The sequence below is a fragment of the Lactococcus protaetiae genome (assembly GCF_006965445.1).
Lineage (GTDB): Bacteria > Bacillota > Bacilli > Lactobacillales > Streptococcaceae > Lactococcus > Lactococcus protaetiae.
Window position 1 is genome coordinate 633,186 of record NZ_CP041356.1, and the last position, 21,720, is coordinate 654,905.

Annotated in this window: 25 protein-coding genes, 2 tRNA genes and 1 pseudogene; 15 read left to right on the plus strand and 13 right to left on the minus strand. The window is 36.2% G+C overall.

Features of this window, described 5'->3' with window-relative positions; all coding sequences use genetic code 11:
• Window positions 1-265: 265 nt before the first annotated feature.
• From FLP15_RS03255 to FLP15_RS03295, 9 genes are all read right to left on the minus strand, one after another.
• Window positions 266-565 carry a YbaB/EbfC family nucleoid-associated protein gene (locus tag FLP15_RS03255; RefSeq protein WP_142765981.1) on the minus strand — a complete coding sequence of 100 codons (300 nt, stop codon included), beginning with the start codon at window positions 563-565 and terminating at the stop codon, window positions 266-268.
• Between the two features lie 82 nt (window positions 566-647).
• Window positions 648-1,802, minus strand: a complete 1,155-nt coding sequence (locus tag FLP15_RS03260) for a site-specific integrase (RefSeq protein ID WP_142765982.1) — start codon at window positions 1,800-1,802, stop codon at window positions 648-650.
• Window positions 1,799-2,032 carry a DUF3173 family protein gene (locus tag FLP15_RS03265; protein ID WP_142765983.1) on the minus strand — a complete coding sequence of 78 codons (234 nt, stop codon included), beginning with the start codon at window positions 2,030-2,032 and terminating at the stop codon, window positions 1,799-1,801. The genes FLP15_RS03260 and FLP15_RS03265 overlap by 4 nt, the downstream gene beginning before the upstream one ends.
• A 51-nt stretch (window positions 2,033-2,083) precedes the next feature.
• The gene (locus tag FLP15_RS03270) at window positions 2,084-3,175 is read right to left on the minus strand and encodes a replication initiation protein (protein WP_223804712.1); all 1,092 of its coding nucleotides are present in this window, start codon (window positions 3,173-3,175) and stop codon (window positions 2,084-2,086) included.
• Window positions 3,176-3,341: 166 nt separating this feature from the next.
• Window positions 3,342-3,614, minus strand: a complete 273-nt coding sequence (locus FLP15_RS03275; protein WP_223804713.1) for a hypothetical protein — start codon at window positions 3,612-3,614, stop codon at window positions 3,342-3,344.
• Between the two features lie 376 nt (window positions 3,615-3,990).
• Window positions 3,991-4,215, minus strand: coding sequence for a hypothetical protein (locus tag FLP15_RS03280; protein WP_223804714.1), 225 nt, complete (start codon window positions 4,213-4,215; stop codon window positions 3,991-3,993).
• Between the two features lie 137 nt (window positions 4,216-4,352).
• Complete coding sequence (locus FLP15_RS03285) at window positions 4,353-4,763, minus strand: hypothetical protein (protein ID WP_142765985.1); 411 nt, start codon at window positions 4,761-4,763, stop codon at window positions 4,353-4,355.
• The gene (locus FLP15_RS03290) at window positions 4,753-5,316 is read right to left on the minus strand and encodes a hypothetical protein (protein WP_142765986.1); all 564 of its coding nucleotides are present in this window, start codon (window positions 5,314-5,316) and stop codon (window positions 4,753-4,755) included. The genes FLP15_RS03285 and FLP15_RS03290 overlap by 11 nt, the downstream gene beginning before the upstream one ends.
• A 129-nt stretch (window positions 5,317-5,445) precedes the next feature.
• Entirely contained in the window at window positions 5,446-5,817 is a 372-nt protein-coding gene (locus tag FLP15_RS03295) for a hypothetical protein (RefSeq protein WP_142765987.1), read from the minus strand.
• Between the two features lie 295 nt (window positions 5,818-6,112).
• Here FLP15_RS03295 and FLP15_RS03300 point away from each other — a divergent pair, with 295 nt between their 5' ends.
• Genes FLP15_RS03300 through FLP15_RS03310 form a run of 3 tightly spaced genes read left to right on the plus strand, consistent with a single transcriptional unit; the run spans window position 6,113 to window position 7,980 of the window.
• Window positions 6,113-6,553, plus strand: a complete 441-nt coding sequence (locus FLP15_RS03300; protein ID WP_142765988.1) for a helix-turn-helix transcriptional regulator — start codon at window positions 6,113-6,115, stop codon at window positions 6,551-6,553.
• Between the two features lie 10 nt (window positions 6,554-6,563).
• Window positions 6,564-7,637, plus strand: coding sequence for a coiled-coil domain-containing protein (locus FLP15_RS03305; protein ID WP_142765989.1), 1,074 nt, complete (start codon window positions 6,564-6,566; stop codon window positions 7,635-7,637).
• Between the two features lies 1 nt (window position 7,638).
• Entirely contained in the window at window positions 7,639-7,980 is a 342-nt protein-coding gene (locus tag FLP15_RS03310) for a hypothetical protein (protein ID WP_142765990.1), read from the plus strand.
• A 369-nt stretch (window positions 7,981-8,349) separates the two neighbouring features.
• On the opposite strand, the gene FLP15_RS03315 is transcribed toward FLP15_RS03310, so the two are convergent.
• Window positions 8,350-8,435, minus strand: a tRNA-Leu gene (locus FLP15_RS03315).
• Window positions 8,436-8,515: 80 nt separating this feature from the next.
• Window positions 8,516-9,466, minus strand: coding sequence for an alpha/beta hydrolase (locus tag FLP15_RS03320; RefSeq protein ID WP_142765991.1), 951 nt, complete (start codon window positions 9,464-9,466; stop codon window positions 8,516-8,518).
• 228 nt (window positions 9,467-9,694) lie between these two features.
• Between FLP15_RS03320 and FLP15_RS03325 the strand changes: the two genes are divergently transcribed.
• Entirely contained in the window at window positions 9,695-10,015 is a 321-nt protein-coding gene (locus FLP15_RS03325) for a DMT family transporter (RefSeq protein ID WP_142767414.1), read from the plus strand.
• A gap of 201 nt (window positions 10,016-10,216) precedes the next feature.
• Here the strand turns inward: FLP15_RS03325 and FLP15_RS03330 are convergent.
• Window positions 10,217-10,303 (minus strand) — tRNA-Ser (locus tag FLP15_RS03330).
• A 430-nt stretch (window positions 10,304-10,733) separates the two neighbouring features.
• Here FLP15_RS03330 and FLP15_RS03335 point away from each other — a divergent pair.
• Both FLP15_RS03335 and argH read left to right on the plus strand, forming a co-directional pair.
• Window positions 10,734-11,927 (plus strand): argininosuccinate synthase, encoded by a 1,194-nt coding sequence (locus FLP15_RS03335; RefSeq protein ID WP_142765992.1) that lies wholly within the window; start codon window positions 10,734-10,736, stop codon window positions 11,925-11,927.
• Window positions 11,928-12,050: 123 nt separating this feature from the next.
• Window positions 12,051-13,430 (plus strand): argininosuccinate lyase, encoded by a 1,380-nt coding sequence (gene argH / locus FLP15_RS03340; protein WP_142765993.1) that lies wholly within the window; start codon window positions 12,051-12,053, stop codon window positions 13,428-13,430.
• Between the two features lie 61 nt (window positions 13,431-13,491).
• Here argH and FLP15_RS03345 read toward each other — a convergent pair whose 3' ends face one another.
• Window positions 13,492-14,700 carry a multidrug efflux MFS transporter gene (locus FLP15_RS03345; RefSeq protein ID WP_142765994.1) on the minus strand — a complete coding sequence of 403 codons (1,209 nt, stop codon included), beginning with the start codon at window positions 14,698-14,700 and terminating at the stop codon, window positions 13,492-13,494.
• 242 nt (window positions 14,701-14,942) lie between these two features.
• On the opposite strand from FLP15_RS03345, the gene FLP15_RS03350 reads away from it, so the two are divergent.
• The 9 genes and pseudogenes from FLP15_RS03350 to FLP15_RS03390 all read left to right on the plus strand — a co-directional run bounded on the left by FLP15_RS03350 (window position 14,943) and on the right by FLP15_RS03390 (window position 21,643).
• Window positions 14,943-15,515, plus strand: coding sequence for a TetR/AcrR family transcriptional regulator (locus FLP15_RS03350; RefSeq protein ID WP_142765995.1), 573 nt, complete (start codon window positions 14,943-14,945; stop codon window positions 15,513-15,515).
• A 144-nt stretch (window positions 15,516-15,659) separates the two neighbouring features.
• Window positions 15,660-16,028, plus strand: coding sequence for a ribonuclease P protein component (gene rnpA, locus FLP15_RS03355; RefSeq protein ID WP_190288371.1), 369 nt, complete (start codon window positions 15,660-15,662; stop codon window positions 16,026-16,028).
• A gap of 212 nt (window positions 16,029-16,240) precedes the next feature.
• Window positions 16,241-16,833 (plus strand): annotated as a pseudogene (locus FLP15_RS03360) (YidC/Oxa1 family membrane protein insertase).
• A 251-nt stretch (window positions 16,834-17,084) separates the two neighbouring features.
• On the plus strand, window positions 17,085-17,999 hold the full coding sequence (jag, locus tag FLP15_RS03365) for an RNA-binding cell elongation regulator Jag/EloR (protein WP_142765996.1): 915 nt from the start codon (window positions 17,085-17,087) through the stop codon (window positions 17,997-17,999).
• A gap of 234 nt (window positions 18,000-18,233) precedes the next feature.
• The gene (rpmH, locus tag FLP15_RS03370; protein WP_003131818.1) at window positions 18,234-18,368 is read left to right on the plus strand and encodes a 50S ribosomal protein L34; all 135 of its coding nucleotides are present in this window, start codon (window positions 18,234-18,236) and stop codon (window positions 18,366-18,368) included.
• Window positions 18,369-18,945: 577 nt separating this feature from the next.
• The gene (locus FLP15_RS03375) at window positions 18,946-19,857 is read left to right on the plus strand and encodes an aldo/keto reductase (RefSeq protein WP_142765997.1); all 912 of its coding nucleotides are present in this window, start codon (window positions 18,946-18,948) and stop codon (window positions 19,855-19,857) included.
• A gap of 608 nt (window positions 19,858-20,465) precedes the next feature.
• A complete protein-coding gene (locus FLP15_RS03380) occupies window positions 20,466-20,732 on the plus strand; it encodes an IreB family regulatory phosphoprotein (RefSeq protein ID WP_120772866.1) in 267 nt (88 codons plus the stop codon).
• Entirely contained in the window at window positions 20,732-21,163 is a 432-nt protein-coding gene (ruvX, locus tag FLP15_RS03385; RefSeq protein WP_142765998.1) for a Holliday junction resolvase RuvX, read from the plus strand. Before FLP15_RS03380 ends, ruvX begins: the two co-directional genes overlap by 1 nt.
• Before the next feature lie 156 nt (window positions 21,164-21,319).
• Window positions 21,320-21,643 (plus strand): DUF1292 domain-containing protein, encoded by a 324-nt coding sequence (locus FLP15_RS03390; RefSeq protein WP_142765999.1) that lies wholly within the window; start codon window positions 21,320-21,322, stop codon window positions 21,641-21,643.
• Window positions 21,644-21,720 lie beyond the last annotated feature (77 nt).

Sequence of the window (21,720 nt, forward strand, 5' to 3'; positions counted from 1 at the left end):
TATTAAAGTTTATCAGATTGAAGTAATTACTTCATCAGTGGGAGATTCCTTCTCTCCCACTGATGTTAGGAGCCCCACATCAAAGATATGAGGTCACCCTGTCCCTGAAGTGACAAGACCCTAGGGCAGTAGAGCGAAAGCAAAACTTGCCATTTCGCCTTATCGCTTCAGCGATTTAGAGCGAATGGACAGCGTAGCGAAGCGGAGATAGTACTGCTTATCCCAACACCTTATAGAGGTGGTGGATAAGCAGGCACTTGCTTGGTTAAAAAGGCAAGCCTTTAGTAAATTTTCCGAGTTTTTGCTCAGTTACTTTTTCGATTTGTGAGAGTGCGTCATTGACTGCATCAGTTACCATATCTTGCAAAGTTTCAGGGTCCTCAGGGTCAATTACATCTGCTTTAATATTGAGCGTCTTCAGTACTTTATCGCCAGAGAATTCAGCGACAACAAGTTCTTGAGCTGATTTACCAACGAAAGTAGTATTGGCGATTTCTTCTTGAGAAGCTTGCATTTGTTTTTGTAACTTTTGAGCTTGCTTCATCATGGATTGCATATTCATCATGGTAGTGTACCTATTTCCTTTATTTATACGGCTTTTCAGCCTTTTTTATTTAACAATTTGACCAATTTTGACCACTTTATTTTTAAAAGTCGTCAAATGCGTTTGCAATTTCCTTTTGTTGCGATGGAAAGAGATGGCTGTAAGTATTTACAGTTGTAGTGATGGAAGAGTGCCCAAGCCGTTTCATTAGCGTAAAAAATAGATAATCTTTTCCTTCTCCATTTCTCAGACCTTGGCTGATTAAAAAAGCAGCGTGAGAATGTCGGAAATCATGATTTCTAATTAACGTTAAATCATCAGGCATACGCTTTTTAAGTTTATCATGTCTAAAGCCTGTGATTTGTGGATGTGTAACAATTTCAGGAGTAGTCTGATAAATTTGAAGTGTTTCGGGTTTATCAACATACTTTTCAAGAAGTTTAAACTGCTTAGTTTTCCAAGCTCTCAACTCATCAACAAATGATTTATGGATATGAATCATTCGAACAGACTGCGTTGTTTTTGTTGCCCCAATAGTTACTTTCTTTTTGCGATAATGAGCAGAGCTTTTGATATTGATATAACCTTCGTCAAGATTTACTACCTCCCAAGTTAAAGCTAGAGCTTCACCACTTCGAGCACCAGTAAACATCAAAATCTCAAAGAATAACTTATATCGAAATTCGTCTATTGGGTCAATGAGAGATATGAAGTGTTTGAACTGTTCGGGTGTATAGTATTTCATTTCAACGTGCTTTTCAGGTAATGCTTTAAGTTGGCACGGATTATCAGAGCGAATCTGGTGTAAAATAGAAATATCAAACAGTTTATGTAAAAATATCATTTGACGATTGATATTCTTGTTAGTAAGCTTACCACCCTTAACGCTAGGTTGTTTCTGAAGCCATTCACGAAATTTTTTAATATCAAGTATGGTTAAAGTTCGCATATTTGCTTTAGCAAAGAACTTTGAAACGTAAATACGATAATATGAATCTTGTGTATCTTTGGTAGATTGTGAGTTTCCACGGATTTCATCTTCTATTTTAACCAATGAATAAAGATAGTCAATAGAAATTTTCTGCTTAGGCTTTAATTCACGTAATTCAAAAAGTTTGATGTGAGCTTCATATTCCTCGGCTTGCTTTTTAGAAGTGAAACCAGTTTTACGAATTCTTTTACGTTCGCCTGTTAGCTCATCATATCCATCGGAGACATCAATTTTCCAAAGGCCTTTCCCATATTTAGAAACTGTCATAACATTGTACCAGCAGATACATCATCAATTATAACATTTTCTGTGTCCAATTTGTAGCCGAGAATAGCTTCTACAGCCTGAATCGGAACACGTGAAACACGTTTGTTAGAATACCAAACAAATCCCTCAGAAACCATAGAAGCCTTGGCTTTTCTTAAGATGTTTTGTGCCTGTGTTTTTGAATATCCAGTTAAAATCATAATATCAGATTTAGTAATATTTTGAATCATTTTTCTCCTTCTGCATGAATCATGCTATAATGAAGGAGTAACCTTTTGGGGTTACTCAATAATTGAGTTATCACTCTGACCGTCCAAAGTACGAGTTGATAGCTCTTTTTCAATTTGTGGAATTTGTCCAGTCAAAAGATTTTTAATAAAATCAAAGAAGTTTACCCTAGTAGGTTCTTGATTAAAAACTTCTGTATAGTCTAACGCATTTTGAAAGAATACATTGAGGTTCACTTCGGCAATGCTTTCAGCAAGCTTTTTATATTTCCTAATTGTTCTATTATCTGAACCAGCAAATAATTCGGGCTTATTTTTCATTGCAAAAAGTGCAATTTTTTCATTAACCCCGAGATTTTGAAATTCTAAACCCTCTAAGTTTTCAATAAATACAGGAATTTTAGCTAGGAAAGGTAACCCGTTTTTTAGCTCTTTTTTAATGTTACCTTCGTTATAAAATTTATATTCAATTCTCCAGAGATTTTCATACTGCTGATAAATTTCAATTTCAGCAGAGTCTCCTTGGTCTGCTCGTTCTTTTAGTTTGTTGTAATTTGTGATGTGATAATTGCCCTTAGGAGCACCAAAGTCCATGGTTTCAAGCTTTATACCTTTATAGATAGGACGATACATTGCCTTAGGCCAATTGACTTTTAATGTTGATAAATCACGTTCAAAGTCATAGGCTAAGTGGAATGTACTACAAGCTATATCGGATAAATGTGGAAGAAGTAAATTGAACACAGTTAAAAAGTGCTCTTTTGATACTTTTGAAGGAGTAAACTCAATTTTAAGTGGACGTTTGTTCATTTTAATTGAAGAAATCGGGGTATATTCCACATACCAATTTTCTTTCTCGTTATAGAAAAATTGTCCTTTATAGCTTGCAAGCTCTCCGTTTGGTGTTAGATTTGGTTCTTTTATCCCAAAAATATCATAAAGCTTGAATTCACCAGTTAAAATTTGGTTATGAAGCTCTTCGTCAATTCGTGCTGTCAGGCTCAACTTATCAAGTTTTAAACCAACAAATCCATATTTGAAAGAAACTTCCTCTTGAAATTTAGAATAAGATTGTTCATTGGGGGACATTTCATGTATAGTTATCGGGCTATTAGAAGTAGCCCGATTGTCGCTGTTTTCTGTCATTGTTTTTACTTTCTAAAAATTGCACGCAGTCCGTGCAGGAGGGGATTGGGTGCTATCCATTAGTTTATTTTGACGAACCAGATTTCTCTTGTTCGCCAAGTAAACCAACGCAATAAAACCCGCTCCGCTCCTACACGGTCAAGCCGTGCCTGTATTATACAGACGGTTACTCTTCGGATAATGCTAGAGCAACAAGTTCTGAAAAGGATGCAATTTTGTTTGCTGTGGTGACTGTGTAAGCAGCCATTGCACCGAATTCTGCAGTATTTTCGAAATCAATCTCATAAATACCAGCTTCATTAAAAATACCACCGAATTTAATTTTGTCATAATGTGCTCCAAGATCAGACCAAGAAGTACCATTAAGAGTGGCTAATTTCAGCCAACCTTTTTCTTTTTTATTGCTGATACCAATAACAGCAAGTGTTTGTGATGACATAGCAGGTTCCTTTCTCAGCTTTTATTGTCATTCAGGTCTTGGACATAAATCATTAGTTATTGGAAAATCTAAGCATATCAATTTAATCCACACCAGAAAACCAAGCCATGAATTCAGCGGACTGTCGGAGGAAACCTCCACAGCCCACCAAATTCACTTTTCAGTTTTCTTGTTCAGATTATTGATACAATTAGATTTTCTTTTTTCTAAACGTGGAACGGTAATTCCAATTATTAGAGACGGTTACACGATATCCACCTTTTACACGTTCAGGTGAGTGACAATAGCCTGAATCAAGCCATCTTTGCAGGCGCTTTATGTCATTGCTTATGATTTGAACGCTACCCGTCATCCTCGAAGAGTAACGTTAATTGTTTCATAAATATTCCCCTTTCATATAGTGAGCAAGCGTTTTACGAATATTTACACCGTCTGCAAGTTTAGGAGTGAGGAATAAGGTTGGTTTTCCTGATTCTCCCTTGGCATAACCATAATATTTAGTATGAGGTGGTGGCTTTTGTAAATCTGTTGTTTCGAACATCATGCGTGCATTTTCTGGGTCTATCTCTCTCCCCTCAGTGGCAAGTGCAATATTAATCATGGTGGAACGTATAAGACCAGGAAGGTAAGCCGTATCCGCACGCATTGCCGTTATCCATAAAAAACAGCCAAGTTGCCTACCTTTAGTAATGCAACGTACGAGCAGACTGGTTATCTCGTTAGCAATCTTCTTATCTATTATTTTAGCTTGCTCAATGAGGTCGATATATTCATCAAAGAATAACCAGCACGGGGGAATCCTAACGTATGATAATCTGCGTCAAGTCTTAGACTTGCATTATCGAGGAGCTTTCCTCGTCGTGTAATTTCTTCATAGAAATCGTTAAGTAAGACTAATGCACTCTCAGGAGAGTTTGCAAATGTTTCAGAACCATTGTTTGGAACTGAATGACGGAGGCTAAATAATGACCCACCTTTTGGATCTATGACTCTCAAATTTTTATATCCATCATTTTGTATAATGAAAATGTCACGAGCTGAGGTCAGGATTCGAAGATATGTCAGGGCTGCCTTGCCTACCCCACTAGCTCCAGTAAGATAGACGTGAAAGTCGTCAATATCTAATTCATCAGAGAGTTTAAATGTCAAAATCAATCTCCCTTCGTACTGGTTTTCTGTAACTAAGTTCAAAGACATAGTGTCCAGCGACTTCGTCATCTTCTATCCAGCTTCTTAAAGGAATATTGAATCTTTCAGAAAGTTTGCGACCAATACGGGCGGGCTCGTTTTCCTCAAGATAACCGTTAGAGTAAAAAATAATCCTCAACTTATCAGTAGATTTCTTGTAGTTTATGTTAACGATGTATCGTATTTCTACACCATCAGGAACAAATTCATCTGCAAAGAGTTTTAACTGGTGTTTTATTCGAATCCAACGAATCGGACTTTTTGCGGATTTTAGCCAGTCTATTGTCATTATTATTGATGTAATAATTAAAACGATTACGATAATAACTGTTAAGAAAGATTTCAACAAAAGCAATAAGGGTTGAATAATAGGGAAAATATTTTTTGGAATAAGCAGAAATTGTAAGAGCATGGAAACCACAAAAATGAGTATTCCGTACATTTCAACTATATTGATTGATTTTTGTACTTCTGGATTTTCAGAGTTTCTATTTAACTTACGAACTTTAGGCATTGGTTTGTACCACAATCTAAAATTAACATTCATAAATATCAATTAAAGACTTTTCCTTTCTTTTGTCCCTCTTGTCAAGGTACGAGATTAAAAGCACAAAAAAAGAGAGAAGCTATCTCTCGATTTAATTTATTTTTGCCTCATTAACCTAGAGGCGCGTACTATCATTTTTATAACAAAAGATATATATACTCGTCCCTCTATATATTTGCTTAACTCTACTTTTATTTTTTGGAAACCGTTATAGGCATCATCGCTTAATGTTAGGTTTGTTTTTAATTCTGGTTCTTCTTTTGGAATAAAGCCTTTTTGAGTATTGCTCTTATATTCTGAAATAACTTTTTCCCAATCGTTGAATGTTTCAATATCTCGGTATGCTTGATTAACAACATCTCCATTAGTGAATTGTCGGTCACCGTGATTTTCCTCTTCTAAGATTTGTTTTAAGTCGTTAATATCATTTTTAGTACTCTGAGCTAATCGAACACTTAATTTTTTCATTATTTTGACCTCTCTTCAATTAAGTTTATCAAATGTATAGAAAAATGTCCACTTAATAGATGGACATATTCCAATTTTATTAAGTAGTCATTCGACCTATTTATTAGCATTACTTGTAACCGTATCTTTAATATTTGCAATATCAGTAGTATTTTTAGTTGTGAGTGTATTCAAGGTATCAATATCTTTTTAATTTTTTTATAAATTTGTCAAATATTTTATACCGAGCAAAAAAATAATATCTTGTTGCAATAAAAGTTTTTTTGTGTTACTATACTAACAGAAAGAGGTATCCATGAATAATAATCCTCCACAAATTCAATATTTACAAGAAAACTTACAATCTATTCGAAAAATTGCAAAGTGGACTGCAGAAGATTTGAGTAAAAAAATTGGTGTTACCAAACAAACGATTAGTAATTTAGAAAATAATCGTACAAGAATGAATCTTACACAGTATATTGCAATTCGAGCAGTCCTAGAATACGAAGTTGAAAAAAATAAAGAAAATGTTCTTCTTCCTCAGGTTCTTAATGTTATTTTTGATGATGAGAATTCACAATTTTCAAGGGAAGCACATGAAAATACTGAAATAAAAGACAAAATTTCTATGATTGGAGCTGCTGTAGCTGCTGGTATTACCATAACCTCTATTATGAGTATGATTTCACCGCTATCAAGTACTTCCTCAACACTTCCTAAAGTCCCAAATTGGCTAAAAAATATACTGAAATAAGGAGAAAACCATGACTAATCAAGATATTATAAAAAATTTTCAACTCTCTACTAAGCAAACTGAGATTCTATATAATTTCGAAAAATTAAAAGTTGAAGCAGACATCAAAATTGAAAAAGATGATAAAATAAAATCTCTTAAAATAAACTGGCTGTTAGACTGGGAAGCTGGAATTTCAGATTTTTTCAAAAGTATCTCCCTTCAAAGTCCTGAAATTAGTTGGTATACAGATGTTTCAGAACTTAATAAACAGATAGAAGCTGAGTTTTTAGGTGAGCCAAATAGCATCTGGTATGATTTAGTTCTCCTTGAAGTTGTCCTTTTTGTTCCATATTATCCTTTAAATTCAGAAAAAGAAGAAATTAAGAAATTTAAAAAAGTGAATTATAAGAAATCTGAATGGTTAGATTTTATTGTTTACTCTCAAAAACATTCAGATTCGGATTTGTTAAAGAGATACAAAAAAACTTATAAAAAATCCATTAGCCGAATGAAAGGAACGAAGGAAAAAATCATCATTTCACTTCTTGTTACCTCTCTCATAACTGCACTTACGGCTGGAACGGCAACATTTTTTGCTCCAGCAATTGCAGCTTCATTATTTGGAAGTGAATTCACAGGACTATCTGGAGTTGCCTTGACAAATGCAACATTAGCCTATATTGGTGGTGGTGCAATCGTGACTGGTGGTGCGGGAATGCTTGGAGGTACAAGCATCATTGCTGGAGGCGGTGCAATTCTTGGATTAGCAGGCGGAGGCTTAACTACCTCAGCTGTAACAATTTCAAAACTTTTGACAACACCCGAAGAGAATCTTATCCAGACTGCTAAAATAGAAGTTGTCATCAAGGAAATATTAGCTAATAAGAGAAAAGATATTGCTTTAGCAGAAAAAACACTGAACTCAATTCAAGAGAGTATCAACTCCTTGAACTTCAGACTTAATGAACTCGATATTAAAGAAAATAAACAAGAAATCAAAAATATTGAAAAATCAATTAAGCAAATGAACAAAGCACAAGCTGAGCTTCGAAAATTCGTTTCTAGCTTTAAAATTGGACTTTCAAGGGAGAATGAGGAATAAAATGATTTCTAACGAACAAATTGCTCATGATTTAGTAATGGTTTATCTTAATAATAAGTATGGTGTGGATGTTATTGGGGATTTTGATGTGTATTCAGATTCAGAGAGAAATGTTTATGGTTCTGGAAAAGTTAAAACGAACAGATTTTCTGAACCAGCTGAAAAATTAGAAATGAGAAAAGTTCCAACTGGAAAAAAATATTTTGGTTTGATTAATGAAACTAAAAAAGTTCCAACAGGTAATACACTCTATCCAATGGATGATGTTTTTATAAAAATTATCCAAGATTATCGGAAAGCTTATTCTCGTTTTCTGTCATTACTTACTGGTAGTGTTGAATAGGTCTAACAACTTACAAAAATAAAAAACTTACTTACGAAAATTAGCTTTTTGTAAGTAAGTTTTTTATAAATTTATTGTTTATTTTTCAAAATCGGAACTTCATATAATGATGGAAGATGATTTGACCAAGTTTTGACCAAAACTAATCCTTTTGGTTATTATAGAATTAATATTTTACTTCATAAATTGCTATAAAGAGGGGATTGAATAGATAAACATACTTACCGATTAGCTAATTGGCGTTTTGCATATTCATCATGGGAATCTTACCTCATTTGGAATTTTCGTTAAAAATAAAAGTTTTCAACACTCTCTTATTTTATCATAAAAAAGGGAATAAAAAACTCAGCCTTAGCCGAGTCATCCGAGTGCGGTGGGAGGGACTTGAACCCTCACGACCTAAAGCGGTCACAGGATCCTTAATCCTGCGCGTCTGCCAATTCCGCCACCACCGCAAAACAGTACTTTAATATAGTACCATTTTTGATATAAACTGTCAAGAATAAAGTGGAAAGTTACTGACAGCTATATTGCCTTATTGGCCAGTACTGACAGGATTGTATTTGTTCATAAATTTAGAGACAGTTGAGCGATATAAAGTTGGATTCGTTTCAAAGGATTTGGCGTGAGCGGCTCCTTTTACAATAAGTAATGCTTTAGGAACATTACTTTTGACTGCTTTATAATTATCATAAACCATGCGAGTAGGGACATAAGTGTCTTTACTTCCGTGAATGAATAAGATAGGAAGTTTGTCTTTAGCTAAAGCTTTTGTAGCACTAGCCTCTTGGAAGAACCATCCTTGACGTATCTTACTTTCGAGGGAAACGCTATAAACAAGGGGAAATGCTGGGACATTGTATCCAACTTTTCCTTGATAAGTAATCTCGTCCCAAGCATTGTCATAACCACAGTCTTCGATGATACTTTTGACTGTTTTAGGTAGTGTTTTTTCACCAGAGGCCATCATAACAGTAGAAGCGCCCATTGATAGACCGTAGAGAGTAATTTCGCTTTGAGGATTTTTATTTGTTAGATAGTTTGCCCATGCAATAACATCATATTTATCGTGAAATCCAAAGCTGATAAACTCTCCTTGTGATTGTCCAGCTCCTCGATTATCGGGCATTAAGACATTATAACCTAACTGATGAAAAAGTTCGCCATACTGACGCATTGCTGACTTGTCTTGCCGAAATCCATGAACAACGATGACAGTTTTGTCAGTGACTTTATTGGCAGGCACATACCAAGCATCAAGTTTTAGTTTATCATTCTTAATCGTCACAGTTGTTTTGGGTAACATATTAAAGTTTTTAACTAGAGCATAGTTGGGACTCGTCGTTTTGACCTGACTGATAGGATTATCGTTTCTTACACAAGCTACTCGGTAGAAATATAAAGTTGCTCCGATATCAGCGATGATAAGTAGAGCGAAAATTCCAATTAACCATTGCCGTATTCGTTTTTTTGTCAATTTTTTCATGAAACTTATTATACACGAAAATGGACATAAATACTATATTTGTCTAATTCTTTGTCTTACGAACGAGCTGAATAAATAGCGATTAGATATTTTAGATAAAATGTGCTAGAATAATAGGAAATAAATAATAACTCCACCGGGAGTAAATCGTAAAAGCGATTATTTGCATTTCAGTAGGTCTTGGAAGAAATGCAAATAGTCGCTTTTTCTTATATGGAGGAAGAAAAAATGACATGGTTATACTTATTATTAGCGGGTATTTTTGAAGTAGTATGGGCAACCACAATAAAATTAAGTGAAGGTTTTTCCAGTATAAAGTTTTCTGTTATGACTGTACTGGGAATGTTTGCGAGTTTTATTTTTCTAGCCCTTGCGTTAAAGAAACTCCCTTTAGGATTAGCTTATCCGCTATGGACAGGAATTGGTGCTGTAGGGACAATTATAGTCGGTGTTTTATTATTTAAAGATGAAATACCAGCACTTACATGGGTTTTTGTTGGATTTCTTATCATAGGTATTTTGGGAATCAAGATGACAAGTGGACACTGAGCTGATTTCATTATTATGGGAAGATAATCTAGGGGAAAAATAAATGAGATTAGTTAAGTTTAAACAAAAAAACCTCCTGTTGAGGGTAAACAACAGGAGGAAAAGGAGTAAGTATGGTTATCGAAGAATTGTTACTATATGGAAAGTTGGAGACTTGGTAACTCATATGAGATAGGAATTATTCATAAAACCCATCACATAAGGAGTCAAGGGGATTTGAACCCCTGCGCCGCTTATCACGGTTCGCTGGATTTCGAGTCCAGTGCATTACCACTCTGCCATGGCTCCACTCCTTTATTTAATTATATTATACCATAGTTGATTCGCTTCTTAAAGCAATACGAGATAAGAAAATATGAAGTCAAGACTTATTCAGCGGGAGTTTCCTAAAACATTTGTCCATTTTCTCTAGTCGCTGAAGCGACTGATAAAAGGGCAACTCACAACTGAATTTAAGATACAACTTCACATCTTCGATATGAGGTCACACCTCCGTTTCACTTCGTTATCCATTCGCTCTATCTCCCGCTTTGCTCCGCTGTCGATTTCACTAAGCCACTTTAATGGCATAGCGAGCATCGACAGCGGAGCCGTAAAGCGGAGATAGCATGCGCTTGTTTTGATAAAAATAAAAGCGTATATTTATACAAAAATCTTGACAAATGAATAAATATGCCATATAATCGTATTTATATTAATTTTGAAAGAAGATGAGAAGATGGGGAATAAAAAAGTTGTTTTAGCCTACTCAGGTGGTTTGGATACAAGTGTTGCGGTAAAATGGCTGAGTGACAAAGGATTTGATGTTATTGCAGCTTGTATGGATGTTGGTGAAGGAAAAGATTTAACCTTTATCCACGATAAAGCACTCCAAGTTGGGGCTGTGGAATCTGTAGTTATAGATTGTAAGTCAGAATTTGCTGAAACTTTTGTTGGTGCAGCGCTTAAAGGAAATTTGATGTATGAAAATAAATATCCATTGGTTTCTGCCTTGAGTCGTCCTCTGATTGCTGAAAAATTGGTTGAAGTTGCAAAGGAGACGGGGGCGACAGCGATTGCACACGGTTGTACGGGTAAGGGAAATGATCAAGTTCGTTTTGAAGTGGCTATTCATTCATTAGCGCCAGAACTTGAGGTGATTGCACCTGTCCGTGAATGGCACTGGGCGCGTGAAGAAGAAATAGAATATGCGAACCAAAACGGTGTGCCTATTCCAGCTGATTTGGATAATCCTTATTCTATTGATATGAATTTGTGGGGTCGTGCAATTGAAGCAGGTGTGCTTGAAAATCCTTGGAATACCTGTCCAGAAGATGCTTTTTTCATGACGAATTCTATTGAAGATGCACCAAATGAAGCAGAATTTATCGAGATTGAATTTAAAGAAGGACTTCCTGTTGCGCTCAATGACAAAAATATGCCATTGCATGAAATTATAAAAGAAGTGAATATTATTGCAGGAAAACATGGAATTGGGCGGATTGACCATATTGAAAACCGATTGGTTGGGATTAAATCACGTGAATTTTATGAGTGTCCAGGTGCAATTACACTGTTAAAAGCGCATAAAGATTTAGAAGATTTAACGTTTGTTCGTGAATTATCACATTTTAAGTCAGTTATTGAAAACGAGTTATCTAACTTGATTTATAATGGTTTATGGTTTAATCCAGCGACAAAAGCTTTGATTGCTTATCTTGATGAAACTCAGAAAGTAGTTAATGGTGTGGTAAAAGTTAAATTATACAAAGGCTCTGCGACACCTATTGGTCGTAAGTCCTCTAACTCACTTTATGATGAAAAATTGGCGACTTATACTGCTGCGGATGAATTTGACCAAGCTGCTGCAGTTGGTTTCATTAAACTTTGGGGATTGCCAACTCAAGTAAACGCTCAAGTCAATACAAAATGAATTCTGTCACTGCATAACCTCACACCTTCGATATGAGGTCATTCTATAAGTCTGGTGTTGCGTTCATGCCTGTAGCACTTCGACAATGGGGAAATATACTGACAGTTTTTGGAAAGTTGAAATATGGTAGAAAAACTTTGGGGAGGACGTTTTGAAGCGTCTTTAAATAAACAAACTGAAGAATTTGGAGCATCAATTAAATTTGAACAAAGGCTTGCCCCTTTTGATTTACAAGGTTCGCTTGCTCATGTGAAAATGTTGGGAGAAACGGGTATTATTTCTGCTGACGAAGCTGGGAAAATTGCTGATGGGCTGACAGAAGTTGAGCAAAAACTTATGAGTGGTCAAATCGAGTTCAAAATTGAAAACGAAGATATTCACATGAATATGGAATCTTATCTTCATGATGAAATCGGTAGCATGGCGGGAAAACTTCATACTGCTCGTTCCAGAAATGACCAAGTGGCAACAGATATGCATTTGTATCTGAAAAGTGTGCTGACAGAAGTTTTGTCAGTGCTGACAGAGCTTCGCCAAACCATTGTCAATCTAGCTGTAAACCATGTTGACACTGTTATGCCAGGTTATACTCATTTACAGCATGCACAACCTATTTCTTTTGGGCAGCATTTGATGGCCTATTATCAGATGTTTACACGTGACTTTGAACGTTTTGAGTTCAACGTAAAACATACGGATATGAATCCGTTGGGAGCGGCAGCTCTTGCTGGAACAACTTTTCCGATTGATAGAGTGCTGACAACTCAGTTGCTTGGTTTTGACAAAGTTTACACTAATTCGATGGATGCTGTCAGTGACCGCGATTTTATTTTAGAATTTCTGTCAAATTCGAGTTTACTGATGATGCACTTATCACGGCTTTGTGAGGAAATTTTACTGTGGTGTAGCCATGAATTTCAATTTGTTACTTTATCAGATGCTTATTCAACAGGTTCTTCGATTATGCCACAAAAGAAAAATCCTGATATGGCTGAACTTATACGTGGGAAAACAGGACGTGTTTATGGAAATTTGATGGGATTATTGACTGTCATGAAAGGCTTACCTCTTGCTTATAACAAAGATTTACAAGAAGATAAAGAGGGGATGTTTGACAGCTCAGATACTATCTTGACAGCTCTGTCAGTAATGACAGGAATGCTGTCAACAATGACTGTCAATGATGTAAACATGGAAAGTGCAACACAGAAAGATTTTTCAAATGCAACAGAACTTGCAGACTATTTAGCTACAAAGGGAATTCCATTTCGAGAAGCGCATGAAATCGTTGGTAAGTTGGTATTAGATTGCACTAAAAAAGGAATCTATCTTCAAGATGTCAGTTTACAGGATTACCAGAAGTTGTCAACGTTGATAGAACAAGATGTTTATGAAGTTCTGAAATCAAGAACAGCTGTTGCCAGAAGAACATCGCTTGGTGGAACAGCTTTTGATTCAGTAAAATCACAAATTGAACAAGCAAAAAAAGAACTTCAAATTTGAAGTTCTTTTACAGTAATACAAATTGATAAGCTTGACAACTCTGTTGTATTATATGCTGTGGTTAAGCATGGAGTTCTTTTTTTACTGGCAATTCTTTAGTGTGTGTGAAGTAGTTAATTAGATTGAAGATGACAAGAATTGCAGAGCCAATGAATACATAGCGGTAGTCAATAAATCCAGCAATCGCAGAGCCTAGGAGGGGGCCAGCAAACGCACCAATTGATTGAGCAGACTGGTTGTAAGAAAAGATTCGACCAGTAACTTCTTGAGGGGATTCTTTTGCTAAGATAGCTTGTACGGAAGGCAAGATAGCTGCATCGGAAATACCGACTAACAAGCGCATTCCTATTAGGAACCAAACATTTGTAGTTGTAGCGGTTACCAAGAAAACAACCATAGAAAAGACTAACCCAAACCCAAGGATTCTTTTTTGACCAATTTGATCCCCAAGTCTTCCCAAAAGTGGTGCAATAACTAATGTTACGATACCTGGAGCAGCGGCAACAATCCCTGCCATAAGCGTGATATTTCCGTGTCCATGCATTAACTCTTGAACATAGAGTGATAATACAGGATTAATGGACTGATTTGTCATGTTGGTAATGAGGGTAGTCAAGAACATTCCCCAGATAACAGCAGGGTGGCTAATGACTTTCCATACTTGTTTTGAAGTTAACATATTTTTCTTTTCGATAGGTTTGAAAGTTTCTTGGACGAAGAAAATAGTCATGATAAAGACAAGAAAATAGATAATTCCGGTTACAGTAAATACATGACGATAGCCAGTAAAACCAACTAAAATTCCGCCGAAAATTGGACCAATTAGGGTTCCAGCTACGGAACCCGTAGTCAACAAAGACAAAACTGAACCAGATTTTTCCTTTGGGGTTGAGCTTGCCATCAATGCCATCGAGTTGGAAATGAAACCAGAGAAGGCGCCAAGCAGCATCCGTAAGATAAGCAGTTGCCAAGCAGCAGTGACAAAAGCCATCAGTGAAATGGAAACGGCCATACCTAGAGAGGCACGCAAAAGCATGAGCTTTCTTCCTTTCTGGTCGGCTAACCTTCCCCATAAAGGTGAAACAATCGCTAAAACGACAAAAGTAGACGAAAAAATGAGCCCTGACCAAATGTTTAACTCAGTTTTTGAATAGTTTCCTAAAGTCCCAATATAGAGTGAGATAAATGGTGAGATGAGGCTTGAGCCAATGCCAGTCATAAAAGTCCCAAACCATAAAACAATTAAATTTTTTTTCCATGCTTCTTTCATTTTTAATATATACTTCCTTCTTGAGAATATCTAATATTATTATAAAACTATTATTCGTAGTTTGTCAATGATAGATAGTCGCTTGAAAAATAATTGAAATAGTTTTATACTAATATTGTTTAATGTTTCAGACGTTAAACATTTGTATACTTGTAAATAAATTAAGAAAAAAAGCGATTAAAGACATTGAATTTTCACGATTATCAGATGGAAATAGTGAAAGTATCTTGGAAGGATGAATTATGGCAAGAATAGCACTAACACGAGAAAAAATTGTTCAAGCAACGGTTGAATTAGCTGGAAAGATTGGCTTAGGAAATGTAAGTTTCCCACGCCTAGCAGAATATTTCGGAATTAAAGCTCCTTCACTTTATAATCATTTCAAAAATATGGAAGAAGTACGTGTTGCGACAGCAGTATATTTACAAAGGGCCTTAAACTATGAGCTGACTCATGCAATGGTTGGTTTAAATCCTTTGGATGCTCTACGTGCTTACGCAGAAAGTTACAAAAAATTTGCAGAGCAATATGAATCTGTTTATGAGTTAGTTAATGTCATTCATCAGACTAACAATGCTGAGTTAGAGTTTCTGGCAAAAGAAAATATTCGACTTGTTCGACGTAGCCTTGATAATTTTAATTTAACAGAGGATGAAAATTTTCATATTAGTCGGATGTTCAGATCTACCTTGCACGGTTTTATTACACTGACTCAACTTGGTTATTTTCGAAACTCTGGTTCAATCTCAAAAGAGGAATCATTTGATTATATGGTAAACCAATTGTTGGCACCTCTAGCTTTACGCAAGCCATAAATTGATAAGATTCAAAAAATCCTGTCATTATTGACGGATTTTTATTTCATAAATATTAAAATAGTTAATAAAATTATAGCGTTTTCATACCAGAAAGTGACTTTTCATCAACTTTATGATAAAATTAAAGCGGTAATTTCTAAGATGGGAGAGGGTGGCTTGGCTATTAAAAAAACATATCGCGTGAAACGCTCAAAAGATTTTGACCAGATTTTTTCAGCGAAACATAGCTTTGCCAATAAAAGATTCGTTATTTACAAACTAGATGCTAGTCAACCTCACTTTCGTGTGGGGTTTTCGGTAAGTAAAAAATTAGGGCATGCCGTTCAGCGTAATCGTGTTAAGCGTCTACTACGTCATGCTATTGCTGAATTTTCACCTTTTCTAACAGATGAAGATTTTGTAGTCATTGCAAGAAGTGGTGTTGAAAATCTTAGCTTTGATGAAGTAAAGAAGAATCTAAAACACGTCCTGAAGTTATCAAAAATCTATGTAGATGGAGAAAACGATTGAAAAAGAAACTTACTTTGGTCGGAATAGCGGGAGCTGCTCTTTTGTTACTCACAGCTTGTGGGACACAAGCGGTAACAAGTAGCTCAAGCGGATTATGGGACCAAGTTGTATATGGCTTTGCACAAGTCATTCGTTTCTTGTCTTTTGGCGGATTGACCGGTATCGGCATTATTCTATTCACAATTATCATTCGAGCGGCTTTGCTCCCATTGATGAATGTCCAAATCAAATCTAGCCAGCGTATGCAAGAAATTCAGCCTGAAATTAAAAAAATTCAGGCTAAATATCCAAGCAAAGATGTGGAATCTCGTCGTTTGATGAACGAAGAAATTCAAAAACTTTATGCAGAAAATAAAGTTAATCCTTATATGGGATGTCTACCCTTTTGGTGCAAATGCCAGTGTTGTGGGCACTTTATCAAGCATTATCTCGTGTGGATTTCTTAAAACACGGTACTTTTCTTTGGTTTGATATTGGTGCAAAAGATCCAACATTTATCTTACCTATATTAGCAGCAATTTTTACTTTCTTAAGTTCTTATTTGATGATGAAGTCTGCACCAGAAAAAAATGCAATGACAACATCAATGACTTATATTATGCCAATCTTCATTTTGATTATGGGTGTTAATTTTGCAGCAGGTATTGCACTTTACTGGGTAATTTCAAATGCTTTCCAAGTATTCCAAACAATGTTGCTTGCTAATCCGTATAAAATTATTGCGGCTCGTGAAGCAAAGGTAAAAGCCGAAAAAGATAAAGTAAAAGCTCGTGAAAAAGCAATGAAAAAGGCAAGAAAAAAATAAAAAGACCTGTGGCAATTTTTATTTTAATTGGAATTTTATCTAGTTACTGCTTAACTTTTGAAAAATCATCTGAAGTCAGAATTTTTGTTTAATGATTAGCATGATTCTGTGAGTGAGAAAATTTTGTTTTCTCACTTTGAAATGCGGTAGTATAGAGTAGTTCGACTAATTATTTTATTGTATAAAATCAAAGACGAACGAGTATAAAAATTGTCAAGCGGGAATTATCATATTACAGGAGTAGTTTTAGTATGGCTATTTTTACTGGTGAAACGGTTGAGGACGCAATCGAGCGTGGTTTAAATCGATTAGGCGTCAAACGTGAAAATGTTCATATTCATATTGAACAAAAAGAAAAAAAAGGTTTCTTAGGTTTTGGAAAAAAACGTGCTCGCGTTAATATTGAGGCAATCCAAGAAGAAACTGTTCGTAAGGCGGATCATTTGGCTCAACGTGGAGTCGATGAGAGTATTAATCTTGGGGTGCCTAAAGCAAAATCTGCGATGGAAGCAACTCTTGAGCTCAGCCAAGTTGTAAAGGCTGTACGTGCAGCTGAAAAAGAACAAGAAGGTGAAATCACTGAAGAAGAACGTGATGCAATCATTGCAGCGGCTAAGAAAACAGTGGTACAAAATCGTCAATCAACTGCGAATTTATCAGATGTTGTAGAGGCGGTTAAAGATGAGGTTAAATCTAAAAAAGAGATTTCAGGGGAAGAAGAAAAAGTTGCTTCTAAAATCTCAAGTTATTTAACAACGATTACTCAAGAAATGGGAATTGCAACGCGTGTTGCAGTTTCACGAGATGGTAGTCTTACTGTATTTAATCTGACTTCAGATCATGATGCTTTACTAATCGGTAAGCATGGTAAAATTTTGCAAAGTTTGCAGATTCTTGCGAAAGCTTACGCTAACAGTATTCTCAATACTCGGATGAATATTGCTGTTAATGTTGGGGATTATCATGAGAAGCGTAAAGCTTATATTGTCAGCTTGGCTCATCGTGCAGCGGAACGCGCTCGTGGTGGGGAAACAGTTTATATCAACGATTTGCAATCTAATGAGCGTAAAATCATTCATACAATCATTGCACAGGAGAATGGTGTTTCAAGCCACTCTGAAGGGCAAGAGTATAATCGTTATATTGTTGTCGCTAAAGAGATTTAGCCTTGACAAAAAATCTCTCATAGTGTAGAATTGTAAGGTATGCTTTTTGAAGCGATAAACTAAGATGAAAGGAACACCGAAAAGGTGGAGCTACTTTCTACAAAATAAGTGGTGCAAAAGCGAACGGTTTGAAATTTTGTTTGATAAAAGAGTGTTTATAAAACCTCTCTTGAAAAAACAATAAAAATTCGTTGAGCTGTGCCTAATAAGTGAAGTAGCCCAGGGACTTATATAATGAAACGTACTTACCAACCACACAAAAAATCTCGTAAGACTACTCACGGATTCCGTAGCCGTATGGCAACTAAAAACGGACGTCGTGTCCTCGCAGCTCGTCGTCGTAAAGGACGTGCTTCACTTACAGTTTAATCAAAAGATTCTGAGATTAAGGTTACGGATTAAGCTTTGTTCAACAAACTATCCGTTATTATTTGTAAATGAAATGAAAGCCAGCGTTTGCTGGTTTTTTGTTTTTTTAAATACTATAGGTTTAAGTTAAGCGATTTCAAAAATTATGATATAATGAGTTTATCATTAAAAATTTAATTGAGTTCATCTTTTTGAAGTCAAGGATAGGCTTAGTGTTGCTTTATCTCCGAACTAGGAGGGACTAACCACTTGGTCTTTTGTTCTTGCAGATTTAGTAGCTTGCGATTTGAACTTTCCACTTTATAGGATAGCCGTTTGCGCTAAAGCAGCAACGGATATGCTAGTTGTTTCACCTAGTGGGTTGCCACTGCGAATAGGTGCTTCAGCACCATAGCGAGCATGGACAGCGAAGCAACGAAGTTGCGTAGATAGTGAAATCGGAAGCAGAGTAAAGCGGAGATAGAGCGGTGCACCGACAACGTAGCCCCAAAAGCGGAGATGGGCTGCACTTGCTTTGATAAAAAATTCGTGATTTTAAAGAGGTAGACACTCATATTTATTAAAGGAGTATTTTCTCATGAAAAAGTTCAAAATTGGTGATTTAGAAGCTTCTCAAATTATTTTGGGTTGTATGCGCATTAATGAAGAGGGTAAAAATCCCGTGGCTGTAATTGAAACAGCAGTAGAAAATGGAATTAACTTTTTTGACCATGCAGATATCTATGGTGGTGGAGAGTGTGAGTCCATCTTCGCAGATGCGCTTGCTAAGTCGTCGGTAAAACGTGAGGACATCATCGTTCAAAGTAAATGTGGTATTGTTCCTGGAAAAATGTTTGATTTTTCAAAAGAGCATATCATTGACTCTGTTGAGGGAAGCTTGAAGCGTCTTGATACGGATTATTTGGATGCTTTGCTTTTACATCGTCCAGATACACTGGTTGAGCCAGAGGAAGTAGCTGAGGCTTTTTATGAACTTGAAAAAGCGGGTAAAGTGCGTTATTTCGGGGTATCAAACCAAAATCCAGGTCAGGTAGAACTTTTGAAGATGGCTGTGAAACAACCTTTGTTGTTTAATCAATTACAATTTGGACTTAAACATACAGGGATGATTGACGCTGGAATTCATGTGAACATGTCAGATGAGGGTAGCTTTGTGCATGATAATGGTGTGTTGGAGTATTCTCGTATTAATAATATGACAATTCAAGCTTGGTCACCTTTCCAATATGGGTTCTTTGAAGGTGTGTTCGTGGGTAATGAAAAATTCCCAGAATTAAATAAAAAGTTAGAATTTTATGCTGAGAAATATGACGTAACACCGACTGGTATTGCTATTGCTTGGATTAATCGTCACCCAGCAAATATTCAAACGATTATTGGTACAATGACTTTGAGTCGTATTGAGGAAGTAGCTTCAGCTTCAGAAGTAGTGCTGAGTCGAGAAGAATGGTACGATTTGTATATGGCTGCTGGAAATATTTTGCCTTAAAGTGATTACTTCATTGGTGGGTTCCCCACAAATGTTAGGGTACAACCTCTAGGCGTAACAACTAAGCGACCTGTACGCAGCTAAAGCTAACGTGACAATAATAGAGGCAACGCCAAATGGTAATCAAACGAAGAGCGTAGCAACGAAGTTGCGTAGACCGTTCGCAGAACGGCATGCGCACCGTAGCGAACATCAACAGCGTAGTCCACAAAGGGCGGAGATAGCGCGTACTTGTTTTGATAAACGTGGATCGTTTCGGAGAACGGCGCACGAAGTACGTGCTATGGCACTTTTTTAGTGTAAATTAGCTACAGTGGAAATAATTGAATTTGCTTAAAAAATAACGTATAATTAACGTATATCTAAGAAAATTTTAATGATGGTTTTCGGTTTGCACAGATTTTCTGATTGTGGTACCTAAACATTTTAAAATTTTTCATACTGGCTTTTCAAAGTGGGAATTCTCAGATTTTTAAAAGCTGGATATATAAGTTTCACCATAAAGCTGTAGAGTGGTTTTATTGGTGTGAGCTACATTATGAATTAATTCGTTATAATGGGCTATAGTTGCATTTGGCTTTGCCAGATGATTTAAAAGGAGGTGTCTTATGGGCTTTACAGATGAAACAGTCCGTTTTGAATTTGGCGATTCGGACAAGAAAGAAATTGGCGAAACACTTGTCAATGTATATAACGTGCTTGAAGCAAAGGGTTACAATCCAATCAATCAAATCGTGGGTTATGTTTTGTCAGGAGACCCTGCTTACATCCCTCGTCATGATGACGCTAGAAACAAAATTCGTCGTTTTGATCGTGATGATATTGTTGAAGAGTTGATTAAAGATTATCTTAAAGCACATGGTGTGAATCTATAATGTTTGCACGAATTTTAGGACTTGATGTCGGTACAAAAACGGTTGGAGTGTCAGTGAGTGATTTGCTTGGTATGACTGCACAACCTGTAGAAACGATTAAAATTGACAGTGAAGCTGGCAATCTGGGTTTTGTGCGTCTTGAAGCATTAATCAAAGAATACAAACCGAATAAGATTGTGTTGGGACTTCCTAAGCATATGAATGGTGATGAAGGAATTCGAGCGGAAGCTTCACGAGATTATGGTAATAAAATCACTGAAGAATTTGGGATTGAAGTTGATTATCAAGATGAACGACTAACAACTGCTCAAGCTGAAAAGGTATTGATTGACGGTGGTGTACGACGCAAAGACCGTAAAAAATCAATTGATAAATTGGCAGCGGTACTGATTTTGCAGAGTTATCTTGATGCACACGCTTTGAAAATGTAAGTTTTACACTGATGGGTGTAGATTTTACTGACAGGTTTCTGTCAGTACATTTGGGCTGTGTTTTATCGGGAAAAGATTTACTGATAGAGATTTGTCAGTTCATGATGAGCTGATGGGGCTTTTGTCAGTGAAAATGTCAAAGAAAAGGGAAATAAAATGACTCATACACATGACCACGAACATGAACATAATCATGAGGCTGATTACATTACATTAGTTGATGAGAATGGAAATGAAAGTCTTTTTCAAATTTTGATTACTATTGATGGACAAGAGGAATTTGGTAAAAATTATGTTGTTCTTCAACCCACAGAGTTTGAAGAAGATGAAGATGGCTTGATTGATGTACTGGCTTATTCTTTCACTGAAAATGAAGACGGTACAGAAGGTGATTTGCAACCAATCCCAGAAGATGCTGAGGATGAGTGGGATATGATTGAAGAAGTCTTCAATAGTTTCATGGACGAACAAGAAGAGTAGTGGTTGACCGCAAAAAAACGGACTTGTGCCGATTGGATAAAGCTTTGGTTGCCCAATGGTATTAGCACTCACTTGCT